Raw genomic sequence first — 15,743 nt, forward strand, 5'->3', positions numbered from 1 at the left:
CAGGAACCTAGGAGCAACGCGTGAGGAGTACGTGGCGCCGGATCGCGACCCCCATGACGCTGCTGTTGCTGCTCGGGTTGCTGGCGTTCGGCCTGTGGTGGGGGTGGCGGGAATTGACCGCACCACCGAAGTCGACGCCGGCCGAGCCGTGCGTCACCCAGTCGGCGTCGGTGCTCACCACGGCGCAGGTGACCGTGAAGGTCTACAACGGTGGCACCGCGGCCGGGCGAGCGAGCCAGGTCAGCGAGCAGCTCGCGGGCAAGGGCTTCGTCGTGGACGACCCGGCCAACACCAGCGAGCAGGTGGCGACGACCATCATCGTCGGCAGTACTGCCGAGGACCCGGCGGTGCTCCTGGTGTCGGGGTTCTTCACCGATTCCCAGATCCGGGCCGACTCACGCACCGACGGCACGGTCGATGTGCTGGTGGGCGACAACTTCCCCGGTTTCCGGGACGACGCCCCCGTCCAGGTGGAGGTGCCGGGCGGCACGGTGTGCGTCCCGGCGTCCAGCAGCACGCCCGAGGCAGCCGCCTGACCGAGCCGCATCGGCCTCACTCGTCGGACTGTTCGACTCCGAGATCGGGTGCCGCCTCGCCCACCCGGATCCCACGCCAGTGGGCCAGCCGCCCGCCCCGCCCGATCTGGGTGAGCCGGTCCTCGACCGCCGCGCGGTGCTGGGCCGGGGTGACGATCAGCAGCGCGTCCCGTGCCTGCAGGGCGGTGTGACCGTCCGGCGAGAACGACCCACCGTCCCGGATGATGAGGGCAACCACCGCGTTCGGCGGAAGCCGTAGCTCGCGGATGGTGACTCCCGCCAGCCGGGAGTGCGGCGGCACGGTGATGCGCAGGAGGTCCGCGTCCTCGTGCTCCAATGGCGCCACCTCGACGTCGGCGTCGGTCGCCGCCAGCGGATCGACGAGACCCAGGCGTCTGGCCACCCAGCCCAGCGTCGGCGCCTGAAGGGCCGTGAAGACCACGACGAACACGACGACCAGGTCGAACAGCAGCCCCGATTGGGGGATGCTGGCAACCAGGGGGACGGTGGCGAGGATGATCGGGACCGCCCCTCGCAGGCCCGCCCACGACAAGAAGGCCTGTTGCCGCCACGGCATCCGGAACCACACCGCGCACGCGACGACGGCGATCGGACGGACGACGAAGGTGAGGAACACGCCCACCAGGACGCCGTCGCGGACAGCCACGGAGTCGATCCGCTCGGGTGTGGCCAGCATCCCGAGCATGATGAACAACCCGATCTGGGCGACCCAGCCGAGCCCCTCGGCGAAGGATCGCGTCGGATGTCTGTGCGGCAATCGTGCGTTGCCCAGCACCATCGCGCAGACGTAGACGGCCGCGAACGCCGAGACATGGCCGACCACGCTCAGGCCGTACGCCGTCAGCGTCCAGGCCATCACCGCGAGCGGGTAGAGCCCGGCTGCCGGGAGTGCCACACGCCGAAGGAACTGGACGCCCACCCAGCCCACGAACAGCCCGACGAGGATGCCGCCCACGAGCTCGACGACGACGAGCCCGACGAGCCCGGGTATCCCGCCGCGTGGGCTGATGCCCAACGCGAACTCGGTGCCGGCGGCGACCAGCAGCACGGTGGGCGCGTCGTTGAGGCCGGATTCGCCCTCCAGCACCGCGCGCAGCCTGTGCGGCAACGGCACTGATCGCAGCACCGAGAAGACTGCGGCCGAGTCGGTGGGAGCGGTGACCGCCCCCACCAGGAAGGCGACCGAGCGAGGCAGGCCGAGGACGAAGTAGCCGAACAGCCCCACCAGCCCGATGCTGAGCACGACGCCGACAGTGGCGAGGAGCCCGGCGAGGCCGAGCACAGGCTTGATGTCGTCCCATTTCGTGGTGAGGCCGCCTTCGGCCAGGATCACCGCGAGCGCGATGAATCCCAGGTCATGAGCAAGTTCGGCATTCTGAAACCCGTAGCCGGGAAGCGTTTGACCGAGCGCCATGCCGAGGACGAGGAACAGGAGCAACGCGGGCATCCCGAGCCGCGAGCCCAGTCTGGCCGCACCGATGGCGAGCAGGATGACGACTGCGCCCAGCAGAACGGCAATGTCAAGGCTGGGCATGCTCCATTCTCGCAGAACCACCGGCGTCCGGGTCGAGCCCGGGCGTGTCGTGGACAGCCGCCGTCGAGGCGGCCGTACCTGCTACGGGGCGGCGTCCGGTGGTCGTTCCCCGGCGACCCCCGACGGATCCTCGTCGTCGGACACCGCGGGCAACTGCTCGGTCCCCCACAGCACGGACGCCTGTTCGGTGGTCGCCGCGCCGTGCTCGGACGCCGGGTCGAATGCGCCGGTGTCGGCCAGCACCGCACGCGCCTGGGCCATCGACAGGCCGGTGAGCTGCAGCAGATCGACGACCACGGCGCGGAGCAGGGACGTCAGCGTGTGCATCCGCCAGTCCTGGTGGGTGGCGATCTCCAGCGGGGCGAGGCTGGCCGCGAGCGCTGCCGCGGCGTCCCGCGCCCTGGTCGGCCGCTTCCAGGCGGAGACCCCCTGGGACACCTGCTCGAGCAGGTCGGCGACCTGCCACACCGGCCCCGCGAGCCCCGGCATCGGCCCGGTCTCGGCGACCATGCCGCGTGCCTGCCTCTGCATCATCGACACGGTGATGTGCAACCTCTCGACCAGGCCGAGCATGCGGTCGAGTTCGGCGAGCACGTCCCGCGAACCGCGAGCGCCGGGATTGATGGTGGCGGTCTCCTGCGCGGACGTCAGCGCACGCCGCCCGTCGTTGACCACCTCGCGGAGCACCGCCAGCCTGCCACGCAGCTGGGCGATGGCCTGGGCGTCGCCGTCGAGCAGGCCCTTGCTCAGCCTGTGGAGGATCGCGGAGGTCTCGGAGATGGCGAAAGCCGTGAACCGTTTCGGGCGCGTGACCACGTTCACGGGCAGGAACGCCGTCGCGATCAGCGCGACCGCGGCCCCCACGAGTGCGCTGATCCAGCGGTCGAACGGGCCCGGCACACCGCTGCCGCCGGCCGTCGGCATCGACACCATGGACGCGACGACGAGCGCGTTGATGCCCGTCTGGAACGTCACGAGGTCGCTGCGGTCGATCATGCGCCCGATCAGCGGGGTGACCAGCAGGAGCACGAGCACCTGCCACCCCCCGAAGCCGAGCCAGTGCGCGAAAAGGTCGCCGATGAGCACCCCGGTGCTCGCGCCGATGCCGATCTCGACGACCTTGCGCGGCTCACGGTTGCGGCTGAACCCCAGGCACAGGTACGCGGCGATCGGGGCGAAGATGGGCGCGGGATCGCGGAGCAGGTAGTAGCAGAGCAACCAGGCCAGCGTCGCGAAGACAGCGCTCTGCACGTTCGGGATCAGAGCACCGCGCACACGGAGCCAGCCCGCGCGCAGATTGGCGGTGATGTAGGACTCCCACCTGGTGCGCATCGAGTCGCGGCCCTCGCGTTTCACGAGCGCTGAGCCTACTCGCACGTCGGTTCCCCCGGACGGCGATCGGCAGGCTTCGTCCGCCACCGCGCCTACGCCAGCTCCGTGTAGGTATCGGCCGCCTCCGCCACCTGGTTGTTGTACTCCGTCGACTGGTTGTAGGCGCTGACCGCGGCGATCCAGTTCTCGGCAACCGTGAGATCACCACCGACATCACACAGGTACACAGCGGCGCCCAGGGCGGCGTCGTCGATCTGGTTGACGTCGGTGGTGCCGTCCCCGTTACCGTCCTGTGCAGCCTTCTGCCACGTGGCGGGGATGAACTGCATCGGACCGACGGCGTGGTCCCACGTGGTGTCGCCGTCGAGCCTGCCTCGATCGGTGTCGGAAACCGTCGCGACACCGTCGGCGCCGTCGAGGGCGGGGCCGAGGATCGTCGGGGTGGCGATGCCATCGCCGTCGATGACGGCTCCGTTCAGCGTGCCGTGCCCTGACTCGACCTGTCCGATGGCGGCGAGCGTGTTCCAGCCGAGCCCGCAGCCCGGGTGGGTCTGACCGACCGCGAGCGAAGCGCCTGCGTAGGCGGCCAGGGCGCGCTCCGATATCCCGACCCTCCTGGCGGTGCTTGCCACCCAGCCCGCATCGGCGAGCTGGCTGATGGCGGTTCCGTTCGAGGAGCGCACCGTGGGGGACGACCCCGTGGCCGCCGGGCTGACCGAAAGACCGGTCGACGGTGCCGGCGACGAGCCCGAGGGCGCCCGGGTCGCGGTCGCACCTGGGCTCGGGGTGACTCCGGATGCGTCGGTACCGCTGTTTCCCGGGACCATCACCGCCGCCAGGGCCAGGACACTGACGCCGAGCCCGGCCAGCGATCCGGTCACGGCGGGCAGCACCCATCTGCGAGCCGACGGGAAGGGAGTGTTCATACGTGCGCCTCCTGCGAGACTCGCTCGGGTGATGAGATGGGCTCGGTGGCCGGGTCGACGGCTTCCACGGCGGGATCGGCCCCCCGCACATGCCCGCGCGCGCGAGCGACCGCCTTGCTCACCAGCCCCTGCCGGGGCGCGAAGAACCAGGCGGTCAGGAACACGGCGGTGAGGACGAGAACGATCGTCCCGCCCGTGGGAAAGTCCCACGACCACGAGACGTACAGGCCGACCAGGGCCGCTGATCCGCCGATCAGGGGGGCGAGGGCCATCATGACGCCCAGGCGGTCGGTGAGCAGCCGGGCGGTCGCCGCGGGGGTGACCAGCAAGGCCAGGACGAGGATGTTGCCGATCGTCTGCACCGAGATCACGACCGCGAGCGTGACCAACACGTAGAGCACCAGGTCGAGCCAGAACACCGGCACACCCATCGCCCGCGCCGACTCGCGGTCGAGGCTGATCGTGACGAACTCCTTGTGCAGGCCGAACACCACCAGCAGCACCACCAGCCCGGTGATCCCCACCACATAGAGGTCGGAGTCGGGGATACCGGTGATGGAGCCGAACAGGAACTGTTGCAGCGACCCGGCGTACCCGGGAGCCTGGGAGATGATGACCACGCCGAGGGCGAAGGCCGCGACGAAGAGCACCCCGATGATCGAGTCCTCCTTGAGCCGGCGGTTCTGGGAGAACACGGCGACCAGCACAGCGGTGCAGACACCCGCCAGCGATCCTCCGAGCACGAGGTTCCCGGACACGACGAAGGCGATGGCCAAGCCGGGGAAGACCGCGTGGGCGACCGCGTCGCCGATGAAAGCCATGCCCCGCAGCACCACATAGCAACCGATCACGCCGCAGACGATGGACGACATCACCGCGACCGCCAGGGCCTTGGGCAGGAACGCGAGGTCGGGGTTGAGCAGATCCGTGAGGAACTCGATCGGGCTCATCAGGCGGCCGCCCTCAGCATCCGCAGCAGGGCGGAATCCTCGCCCACCCCGAACGTCCGCACCCACAGGTCGGGGTCGGCCGCCAGCCGGGTCGGCGTCCCCGTCGCGACGACGGTGCGGTTGAGCAGGGCGATCCTGTCGGAGCCGTCGAGGGCGTTGAGCAGGTCGTGGGTCGTCATGAGCACAGCCCTTCCTTCGTGGGCGAGGTCGGTGAACAGAGCGGAGAGCAGTTCCTGGGTAGGCATGTCGAGGCCGGTGAAGGGCTCGTCCAGCAGCAGCACGGAGGGACGCAGCGCGAGCGCCCGGGCCACGAGCACGCGCTGCCGCTGGCCGCCGGAGAGCTGGCCGACGGGACGATCGGCCAGGCCGGTCATCCGCACCCGGTCGAGAGCGTCGGCGACGGCCTCCCACTGTGCGGCGCCCGGGCGACGCGCCAGGCCGAGGCGTCCGGTGAGCCCGGTCATGACGACCCCCGCCACGCTGATCGGGAACTCCCAGGCGAACTCATGGCGCTGCGGCACGTAGCCGACAGGAACGCGTCCAGGCCTGGCCGGACGGCCCTCCACAGTGATGTGGCCGGTCGCGGGCCTGATCAGGCCGAGGACGGTACGCAGCAGCGTGGTCTTCCCGGCACCGTTCGGCCCGATCAGGGCCACCAGCTCGCCCCGGTCGACGCTCAGACCGACCGAGTGCAGCACCCGGCGTCCGCCCAGGTCTACGGCGACGTCCTCCACCGCCAGGGCGGCGCTCATGGCTTCGGGGATCATGCCTCACCGGCCTTCTCGGCCCCGTCCGTGTTCCGGCCGGGTTCGGCCTCACCGGAACCGGCGCGGGCCGCGAGGACGCGACGCCTGGTCCGATTGCCGCGGACGATCGCGATCGTGAACCCGGCGATCAGACCGCCCGCCACCACGACGATCGCGCCGATGAGCACCGGCACCAGCGGGTCCTTGTCCCCATCCGGCGCAACGGCGGTACCACTCGCGTCAGGGGCCCCGCTCGCGCCATCGTCGGAGGACGTAGTGGCAGAGGGCTCGGCATCCCCCTGCCAGGTAGCCGCCAGGGCCTCGTCCACCGACGTGCTGGTACCCACGGCGAAACGGATCAGCTGCGTGTCGGACACATGCGATCCGTCGACCAGGTCGGCCTCGGCGGTCAGCCGCAGCAGGTAGACGCCCGGGGCCGTGAACACCCAGTTGGCGTGGGTGTGGGTGTTGACGTCCACCCACACCGGCTGGCTGTCGGTCACGCGCGAGTCCCACAGCAGCTGCGGGGTGCCGAACGACCCGGACTGCAGATAGGTGGTCACCACGCCCGGCCCCTGCACCCCGGTGAGCGACAGGGTGATGCCCCTGTCGATCGTCGCCATGACGTCGGGGTCCTGGGTGTTCCAGCCCAGCCACACCACCTCAGGGTTCTGGGTCTGCGGCACCACCCACACCGTTGCTCCCGGATCGGCGCCGATGAACGAATAGGCGGGGTCGTCCGGAACCGTCAGCTCTCCGGCGTCCAGCACCCGTAGCACGGTCTCGTCCGGGTAGCGCCACACGCTGGTCGCGGCGGCGTCGGCCCGGGCGGCGTCGTCGTGGATGAGGAACCTCCACGTGCCGTCGGCTTCGAACTTCGGGCCCATGTCCACGTGCCCGGTCTCGATCACATGATCACCGTGGACGATGGCCAGGTCGGACGACAGCGTCTGCTGCAGGTTGGGGTCGGCGGTCTCCGCCCAGGCCGTCCCGGGAGCGGCCAGCAGGCAGGCCGCCACCAGTCCAGCGCCGAGGGCATGCAGAGCGCGGCGCCTGGTGGGTGGTGTCGAGGTTCTCATCAGGGTCATCTGTGTTCCTTGCTTCATCAGGTCGTCGGATCGTGGGTCGAAAGCCGGGCCGGTGGTCATCCCGACAGGCACGTCCGCAGGGAGTCGGCGTTGAACCGCATCATCTGCACGTAGCTCGTCACGGACGCGTCGAAGGTGTCGCCGTAGATCGAGCACACCTGTATGCCCTGCTCGGCAGCCACCTGGGTCAGGGTCGACGAGCGGGCCCTGAGGTTGGGCTCGAGGAACACCGCGGGAACGTGCAGCGTCTTGACCGTCTCGGTGAGCCTCCTGCGGTCGGACAACGACTCCTCGGCCGACGGGTTGGGAGTGACGAACCCGGCCACCTGTATCCCGTAGGCGTCGGCCAGGTATCCGAACGCGTCATGGGTGGTCACCAGGTACCGGTTCGCCTCCGGGATCGCGGCAATGGTGTCGCGGACGTATGCGTCCGTGGCCTCCAGTTCGGCCAGGTAGGCGCTCGCGTTCGCCGCATAGTCGCGCGCCCCGGCGGGGTCGGCTGCGATCAGTGTGTCGCGGATCAGTTGCACATAGGCCATCGCGTTGCGCACGTTCTGCCACAGGTGCGGGTCGATCTCGCCGTGCACATGTTTGCCGAGCACCGCCTGCGCCAGTTGATACACCTGGTCGCCCGCATGGCCCAGGAACGCGTACTGCGACCCCGCCGGGATCTCCTCCAGCGCCTTGGCGGGCACGTCGATCACCACGTCGTCCGGGTCGAGGGCGTGCTGGGTGTGCTCACCCCCACCCTCGGGGTCGAAGCGCACCTCGAGCCTTCCTTCATCGAGGTTCGCGGTCAGGTCCGCATGCCCCTCGTCGAGCACCACCGCGTCGGTCACATCCGCCTCGGCAGGGTTGACGCCGACCGCGAAGGTATAGGTCGCCGACCCGAGATCGATCGGCTTCGAGGTGTCGTCCACTTTGAGCTGGCCTTTGAGGGTGATCGTGTACACCCCGGGCTCGGTGAAGGCCCACGACAGGTGGGTGTGCGCGTCGGCGGGCAGCGACATGGTGTCGCTCTTGTACCCGTCGCTCGCGTCGAAGCCGTCGGACGAGTCGAAGTAGACGTCGGTGTCGCCGAAGGTGCCCGTCAGGTAGGCGAACAGGTTTCCCGGGCCGGTCGCGTCCGTGGCCGACAGCAACACCTCGGAGGTTCGCGACGCCCCGTACTGGTCGCCGAGCCCCTGGGCCCGCAGGCCGAGCCACACCGTGTCGAGGCCCGCGTCCTCCACCAGCGGGATGACCTCGGCGGCGTACTTGACCGATTCCTCGGCCAACGACACGTTGATCGCGTCGTCCGGCAGGTTCGCGTCCAGGGTCTTGACGACCGACTGTTCCTCCAGCATCGCGTAGTTGCTGAACGCGACGTCCGCGTACACGACGTTGCGGGCGTCCCGTAGCGAGGGCTCGTAGGTGTGTGGGTCGCCGTTGTCGGGCACCAACGAGACGACGTCCACCCGATCGCCACCGACGTTGTGCACCAGATCGCGCAGGATGCCGGTGGTCGTGACCACCTGCAGCCGATCGGAGGTCGCGGCCAGGGTCGGCTTGGCGAGACAGCCGGACAGCAGCGACACGCAAGCGACGAGGGGGACGCACAGCCGGAGCACCCGCCGGAAGCGGCGGTGAGCCGGATGCGTCCCGCCCACCCCCGGAGTCACCCCGCTCACGATGCGGCAGACGCCCGCGACGCGGCGTCCTCCCATCTGCTTCGCCGCCACCACAACAGGCCTGATCCCGCGGCCCCGGCCAGCAGCAGCCCGCCCAGTACGGCGAGCAGCAGCCGCACCGGATCACCGGCGAGCGCCTGCAGCGGGTTCGCGGCGCCCGTACCGGCGTCCTGGCCCGGGACGACACCCGCAGCGGCCTCCGCCGCCTCAGCGCGCAACTGGTCGGACGCGGCGCGTGCCTCGTCGAGGCCGGCGTCGCCGTTCAGGACGCCGTTGGAGACCACGCCGCACCCGGTGGTGTCGGTGGTGACCGACGAGGGATCGACGTCGCCGACCGCGATGGTCAGCGTCTCGGTGTCGGACGACCGGGTACCGTCGGCCAGCGTCACGCTCTGCGTGAAGCTCATCCGGTAGACGCCCTGGGCGCTGAACGCCCAGTTCGCGTGTGCGTGCACCCCCAGGTTGATCTGGTAGGTTCCCGGGCCGTCGAGGACGAGGTCTTGCACCCCGCCGAAGGAGCCGACGGTGTAGACCTTCACGGTGCCCGGACCGTCGACGCTGTTCAGCGTCCAGGTCACCGTGCCGGACGCGTTCCCGGCGTTCAGTAGTTCGGTCGACCAGCCCAGCCAGATCAGGTTCTGGTCCTGCGTCTGGGGCACCTGCCACACCGATGTTCCGGCCGCCCCGATCTGGGAGACGCCGGAAGGCAGCGTCACCTTCGAGGAGGGTTTCAGCCACAGCACGGTCGACCCCGGGTCCCGGTATATGCGGGTGCCGGTGGAGTCGTCCCCGATCAGCGATTCGAGCTTGCCGCCCACGATCTGGGAGTTCCAGTCGAGGTGACCGGCCGAGATGACCGTCGCCTGCATGGGCGTGCACTCGACCGCCGCTGCGGCTTTCTGTACGGCCTGCAGCGCGGAGTCACCCCCGCCGGGCGACGCACTCACGTTCGCCCCACCACCGCCGGGGACGTGGTTCACACAGTCGGCACCGCCCGCGACCGCCGTCGCCGGGTCGACGTCGCCGACCACGATCGTCAGTGTCTCGCTGTCGGACGAGGTCTGCCCGCCAGCCAGCGTCGCCGTCTGGGTCATGCGCAGCCGGTAGATGCCCTGCTCGGTGAACGTCCAGTTCGCGTGCGCGTGCACCCCCAGGTTGATCTGGTAGCTGCCGCCGTTGTCGAACACCACCTGCTGGATGCCGCCGAACTCCCCCTGCAGGAAGACCGACATCCGGCCGGGTCCCTCGACCTGGTCGATGGTCCAGGTGACGGGGCTCGCCAGCGTGGACGTGTTCACGAGTTCGGTCGACCAGCCCAGCCAGATCAGATCCTGGTTCTGGGTCTGCGGGCCGAGATACACGCTCGACCCGGCGGGCGCGACCTGCTCGTAGCCCGCACCCAGCGTCACTTTGCTCGACGGCTTGAGCCACAGCACGGTCTGGGACGGCTCCCGGAACACCTTGGTGCCGGACGAATCGTCCCCGATCAGCGACTCCAGCTTCCCGTTCACCACCTGCGTCGAGTAGTCCAGGTGGCCGTGGTCGATGATCGTCGCGGTCACCTCGCAGCCGGGTAGCGTCCCGGGGTCCTCACCCGGATCGTCGTCGTCCCCGGGCGGCGGGTTGTCGTCACCGCCGTCGGGCGGGGCGACCAGCGCGAGCGCGTCCCAGCCGATCAGGCCGCCGTCGCGGGCCTCGGCGACCAGCTTGTGGGAGCCGAGTGCCGCGTCCGAGGGCAGGCGCACCTGCGCGGCGCCGGACGAGCCGACCTGCGCCCAGCCGAGCCACGAGTCGTCGTCCAGCCACACAGACACCCAGTCGCCGGCGCGCTCGGCGCCCACCTGCACCGTGACCAACTGGCCCGGGTAGATCGCCTGGTCGGAGCCGAGCACCTGCACGCCGCCCGCGTTGTCGTCGGTCAGCTGGGACGCCGGGGTCGGGGTCAGGTCCTGCTCGGTCGGCTCGCCGGAGTCTGCGAAGCAGGCCGAGGGGTCGATCTTCTTCACGTCCACCTCGCCGACGGCCACAGCGAGGGTGAAGTCGTCGGACGCGCCCGTCCCGTCCGCCAGCGTGGTCGAGCGCGTGAACGCCAGGCAGTAGGTGCCCTCGGCGCTGAATGCCCACGACCCGTGGGCGTGCACACCCTGGCCGATGGTGAACGAGTCTGCGCCGGTGATGCCGTCGCGGGTGTTGAACAGGACGCTCGGACCGCTCAGCGGGGTCTGGTAGAGGGCGAACTCACCGGGACCTTCGATGCCGTCCAGCGTCCACGTCACGCCGGTTCGGGTGGCGTCGTGAGCGATCAACTCGGTCGACCAGCCGGGCCACAGCAGGCCCTCCTGTTGGGTCTCCGACACCTGCCAGAACGTGGCGCCCTCCTGGCCGAGGAACGCGTAGGCATCGGCGGCCGGCACCTTCGTCTGCGAGGACGGCAGCAATTGCAGCACCGTGTCCTCGGGGTCGTGCCAGGAGACGCCCTCGTCCCCCCCGTTCTCGATGCCCTCGTAGGTGGTGTCCTTGATCAACGTGCCGAGTGTGTCGCCAGTCACCACGGACGCGACGTCGATGTGCCCATCGTTGAGGATCGTGGCCCCCGAGTCCGTGGTGGACCCGTTCGGCACGTCCCATCCCGGCTCGTTCTGCACAGGTGGTGTGGGCTCGTCGTCCCCGCCGGTCGTCGGCTGCTGGCCACGAGAGCAGGTTGTCAGCGCACTCTTGTCGACGTAGTCGGCGCTGGACGGGTCGTCACTCCCGGCGACGAGCGTCATCGTGTAGCTCGTCCGGATCGGTTCGGAAGCTCCGGCCGGGGTCACCTCCACGGTGATCGGCACACAATAGATTCCCGGCTCACTGACCACCCAGTACTGGCCGCCTGTATGAGTGGTCGAGTTCACGGCGAACTCGACCACATCCGTCCCGTCGGCGGAGTTCACGTAGGGATAGTTGCCGTACACGCGTCGGTATTCGACGGTCCCTGGGCCTTCAACTGTTCCCATCCGAATGGTCAATCCGCCATCAATCGTCCCGGGCACGATCGAGTCCGTGTCGAAGTGCGCGTACGGTGCCGCCAAGGATCCGCCGGTGAATGTCCAGCCGCCTGCCGCCTTCGATCTGGCGGTCGTGGTGACGACGACATCGTCTGCCGGAACAGTGGCCATGGCGGTGTTCGACGGGCTCTCGGCCAGCCGGGTCGCGACCGACAGTTCCCCGTCGCTGGTCAGATACGGGGTGTAGGCCGCCAACCGGTAGCCGGTGATGATCGCCTCATCCACCGTGCTCACCGTCACCGGGCTAGCAGTCTCCACCACCGGCTCGGTGTCCCGGTCGCAGGGCACCACCGAGGCCGCCTCGGACGCATCGCCCACCCAGACCGTGATCTGTCCGGTGTCCGACACCCACGCCCCGTCGGCGAGCTGCGTCTTCACCGACATCGCCAGGCAGTACCGTCCTTGCGCTGTGAACCCCCAGTTCAGGTGGCTGTGCGAGCCGGACGACATAGCCGTGGTCTGCGGCATCGGGTTCTTCGTGCTGAAGTACACCCCGTGCATGTCCGCCGTCGCAGCCGTGTTGCTGTAGAACAGCACCGCGTCCCCGCCTTCGGGGCCGGACGTTCCCGTGAGGGTGAACTCGATCTGCGCGCCCGGGGCAAGCTTCGTCTGCGTCGTGGAAGTCGAGGTTGATTCCACGAAGTTCTCGGTGGAGAACCCGGGCCACAGGTCGCTGGAGCCTGTGGTCTGCACCTGCGGGAAGTACCAGTAGGTGTCCCCACTGTCGCCGAGGAAACTCCAGTCGGCGCCATCGGTGTTCTCCGGGATCGTCGCTGCGGTCGGGCCCGCCATCACCATGTCGGCGGTGTCGTAGAACTGCGAGTCGGATTCGAGACCGAGTTTCAGCGCGGTGCCGTCGTCCGACAGGCGAGCACGCACATCCGAGTGCCCGGTCGGTAACGCCACCCGGTCCGTGGTGTCGCCGGGGTCTTCTCCCCCCGGCTGTGCACAGGTGGTGGGCGTTCCGGTGATGTCCCCGACGTAGACGGTCACCGTGGTGGCCTGGGTGATGTCGGCCTTGGTCCCGTTGGAACGCAGCAGCGTGTCGAAGGTGACGCAGTACCGGCCTGCCTCGGTGAACGACCAGCCGAAGTACCGGTTGGTGACCGCCGCCGGGGACTTCAGCTCACCCTGGGTGAACGACCCGTCGTCCAGTTTCGAGGAATCCCACAGCACCGTGCCAGACGAATCTGTCACGGTCAGCACACCACCGTCCGGTCCGGTCAGCCCGGTCAGGGTGGTCGGCTGCTGCTTCACCGCCGACATCGCCGAACTCACCGACTCGTTGATCCCGCCCGCAGCGCGGCCCCGGTCGACACCCAGGAGCAGGCGCGCACCGTCACCGGTCGTATACGAGGCGACGTCACCGACGCTCGCCGGCGTCGACCAGGCCCCGGTCGCCTCATCGTGCTCCGTGTCAGTGAGTTGAAGCACCGCGTCCTCGGCCGAGTACCAGGTCTGGTCCGCGTATGCGCCGGTCTTGTCCAGCAGACCCACATCGAACGAGGTGAAGTCCTTCCCGTCCTCCGACACCCCCGACAACTGCGGCGTCAAAGCAACGTCCCCCGCCGACAGCACCGTCGGGACAGCGTCGTCGGTGGTCTTCGTCGTCGCCGCGTCGGCGGCAGTGCCCTGAACAGTCCCGTCGGAGAGGTCGTCTTCGGCCCCGTCCGTCCCTGCGGCAGGGGTGACCGGATCGGAAACGGATGCGGTGAAGTCGGTCGACCAGGTCGGCACGAAGGAGGCGGTGAAAGAGCTGCCCTCTGCGGCCGTCGTCTCGAAGCTTGCGGTCGCCACGGGCTCTCCGGCGGCCACGTCCGTGTGGCCCAGCAGGGTGTTGCCGTCGTAGAACTCCACGGCACCGGAGGCATCGGCCGGGGTGACGGACGCCGTCAATGTGACGGCGTCCCCTGCGGACGCCGTCGCGGGGTTCGCCGTCAGGGTCGTGGTGGTCTGCTCGGCAACGCCGCCGACGGTGAACGTGTAGGTCGCGGCGGGCGAGGTGACCGTGGTGATTGCCCCCGAGGTGTCCGTGACCTGCAGCGAGGCTTGTACCTCGAAGGTGTAGCGTCCGGTCGCGGTGAACGCCCACACCGCATCAATGCCCTCATCGGGAACCTCGATGCTCTGCCCCGCGTCTCCCGTGGTGTCCCACAGGATCGTGTCGTCGCCCGCATCGTCGACGGTGCCGGGGTCGGTCACGGTCGCGGATGCCCCCTCCGGCCCGCCGGCCGCCGTCAGTGTGAGCTTCAGGGGCGCCACTTTCTCGACACCATCCCCGAGAGCGATCTCCGAGCCGATCAGCCCGCTCACCGGCACGAGATCGGGGACGGAAAGCAGCACGTCCTCCGGCGCCGCGCCGGCCGCCGTGCCGAGTTCGAGTCCCGCCCCGGCCGCGGCGGGTGCGGCCTCGATGACCGTCGTCTGGTCCGAGACCTCGACGACAGTCTTCTGCCGGCTCGCTGGCGCGCCGGTCACACCAGTCTCGTCCGCGTGAGCGGGCGAGGTGACCAAGGTAAGGGACGAGACGGCGAGCGCGAGGGTCGTCACGGTGACGACGCAACGCCTCAGGAGATGTGTGGTCATGACTGCTTTCAAGAGATGTCCTCATGCGAGGTGAGCGAAACGGGCACGATCTGCGGTCGGCTGTGAACGACTGGCGAGCCGGTGTGCGGCTTCACGGGTTGAGCCGAAGCCGCACACCGGCACTTTCAGGAGTGTCAGTTCGTGACGAACTGGTAGGTCACCGGGCCGGCGTCGTCGACCGCGGAGTCACTGCTCGTGGCTTCGACCTCGACCTTGTAGGTTCCGTCCTCCGTGAACTGGATCTGCGGATGCTGGTGGAAGGCCTCCTCGTCCTCGTTGATCGCGAACTCGATCACGTAGGGGTCGGATGCGGACCCGTCGCCGCTGAAGCTCTCGACGCCATCCGGGATCCCACCAGGCCAGGTGATGACCACGTCGCCACTCGTGGGAGCCGAGACGACTTCCAGGGTCAGGGTGACGGTGTCTTCGATGCCGAGGTAGGTGAGCAGACTGTCGGCCCCATCGAGGTCCTCGCCCGCGCCCGCGAAACCGGCATAGACGTACCCGGACGTGAGCTGATCGGGGATGACCCAGTCACCGCTGTCGTTCTGGTTGACGGTGACATCCCAGCCGGGCGTGCCGCTCGATGCGTTCACGAGGCTGGCCGGGTAGTAGTCGCCACCGTCGACGTTGCTGCCCAGCTGCAGGTCGTTCGTGCCCGGGGCGAGGGAGACGTGGACGAAGTCGACATGTCCCTCGTCCCATGTGCCGATCGTGCCTACCGCCGAAGCCGGCGACACCATGCCAAGAGCGAGTGCCGAAGCGACGACCAGGGCAGTCAGCCCTCCGCTGACGAGGTGGGTCGAGGAACGACTGCGGGAAGCAGACTCCTTGGTGAAGATGGTTGCGGTCATGTTTGTTTTTCTCCTAGCGATGTGGCCATAGATGATGGCCGAGCGTCCTGATGTGAACTCATTGGGGGTGCCTCGGGGGACTGGACCGCCCACCGAGGACGAGCGCGTTCAGACGCTTCGGTAGCCATACAGCGGGGGTTGCGCTGTGCGCGGAGCTGGCAAACCTCTGGCTAGCGAAGCGAGCACTCACATCGGTCGGAGTAGATGAAGTGCGATCGGACGAATCCCGCGTGCTGGCGGCGTAGCGGCGTCCATGCCTCGAAGCCGTCGGGCGATTCGGTGCCGGGGAAACGAGTCTGGGGCAGGTGCTCGGGGCCGCAGCCGCACCGCAGCACCCGCCCATGGGCGAGGTGACCGAGCGTGTGAGCGTGATGCCCGATCGCTCGCATCGTCCACCTCTTCCTACTGTCGCCGATTCCCGCGGCGGCAGAGTCCATTCCGAAAATAAGATGG

11 protein-coding genes are annotated in these 15,743 nt (G+C 69.1%); 1 reads left to right on the forward strand and 10 read right to left on the reverse strand.

Annotation, left to right across the window (positions count from 1 at the left end; all coding sequences use genetic code 11):
* Nucleotides 1-20: 20 nt before the first annotated feature.
* A complete protein-coding gene (locus tag FB473_RS17280; protein ID WP_167172017.1) occupies nt 21-536 on the forward strand; it encodes a LytR C-terminal domain-containing protein in 516 nt (171 codons plus the stop codon).
* Between the two features lie 16 nt (nt 537-552).
* Here FB473_RS17280 and FB473_RS17285 read toward each other — a convergent pair whose 3' ends face one another.
* From FB473_RS17285 to FB473_RS17330, 10 genes are all read right to left on the reverse strand, one after another.
* Nucleotides 553-2,091 carry a potassium/proton antiporter gene (locus FB473_RS17285; RefSeq protein ID WP_167172020.1) on the reverse strand — a complete coding sequence of 513 codons (1,539 nt, stop codon included), beginning with the start codon at nt 2,089-2,091 and terminating at the stop codon, nt 553-555.
* Between the two features lie 81 nt (nt 2,092-2,172).
* Nucleotides 2,173-3,447, reverse strand: a complete 1,275-nt coding sequence (locus FB473_RS17290; RefSeq protein WP_167172023.1) for an FUSC family protein — start codon at nt 3,445-3,447, stop codon at nt 2,173-2,175.
* A gap of 68 nt (nt 3,448-3,515) precedes the next feature.
* The gene (locus tag FB473_RS17295; protein WP_167172026.1) at nt 3,516-4,349 is read right to left on the reverse strand and encodes a lytic transglycosylase domain-containing protein; all 834 of its coding nucleotides are present in this window, start codon (nt 4,347-4,349) and stop codon (nt 3,516-3,518) included.
* Nucleotides 4,346-5,302 carry an anchored repeat-type ABC transporter permease subunit gene (locus FB473_RS17300; protein ID WP_208390909.1) on the reverse strand — a complete coding sequence of 319 codons (957 nt, stop codon included), beginning with the start codon at nt 5,300-5,302 and terminating at the stop codon, nt 4,346-4,348. The genes FB473_RS17295 and FB473_RS17300 overlap by 4 nt, the downstream gene beginning before the upstream one ends.
* Nucleotides 5,299-6,066, reverse strand: coding sequence for an anchored repeat-type ABC transporter ATP-binding subunit (locus tag FB473_RS17305; RefSeq protein WP_376837140.1), 768 nt, complete (start codon nt 6,064-6,066; stop codon nt 5,299-5,301). Before FB473_RS17305 ends, FB473_RS17300 begins: the two co-directional genes overlap by 4 nt.
* On the reverse strand, nt 6,063-7,133 hold the full coding sequence (locus FB473_RS17310) for a choice-of-anchor M domain-containing protein (protein WP_243864095.1): 1,071 nt from the start codon (nt 7,131-7,133) through the stop codon (nt 6,063-6,065). The genes FB473_RS17305 and FB473_RS17310 overlap by 4 nt, the downstream gene beginning before the upstream one ends.
* Nucleotides 7,134-7,189: 56 nt before the next feature.
* Nucleotides 7,190-8,839, reverse strand: coding sequence for an anchored repeat ABC transporter, substrate-binding protein (locus FB473_RS17315; RefSeq protein ID WP_167172065.1), 1,650 nt, complete (start codon nt 8,837-8,839; stop codon nt 7,190-7,192).
* A complete protein-coding gene (locus tag FB473_RS17320) occupies nt 8,800-14,436 on the reverse strand; it encodes a TIGR03773 family transporter-associated surface protein (RefSeq protein WP_167172033.1) in 5,637 nt (1,878 codons plus the stop codon). Before FB473_RS17320 ends, FB473_RS17315 begins: the two co-directional genes overlap by 40 nt.
* Before the next feature lie 134 nt (nt 14,437-14,570).
* Nucleotides 14,571-15,290, reverse strand: coding sequence for a hypothetical protein (locus FB473_RS17325; protein WP_167172036.1), 720 nt, complete (start codon nt 15,288-15,290; stop codon nt 14,571-14,573).
* 170 nt (nt 15,291-15,460) lie between these two features.
* The coding region (locus FB473_RS17330; protein WP_208390899.1) for a hypothetical protein at nt 15,461-15,743 on the reverse strand (283 nt) is incomplete at its 5' end.

The organism is Brooklawnia cerclae (assembly GCF_011758645.1).
GTDB lineage: Bacteria > Actinomycetota > Actinomycetes > Propionibacteriales > Propionibacteriaceae > Brooklawnia > Brooklawnia cerclae.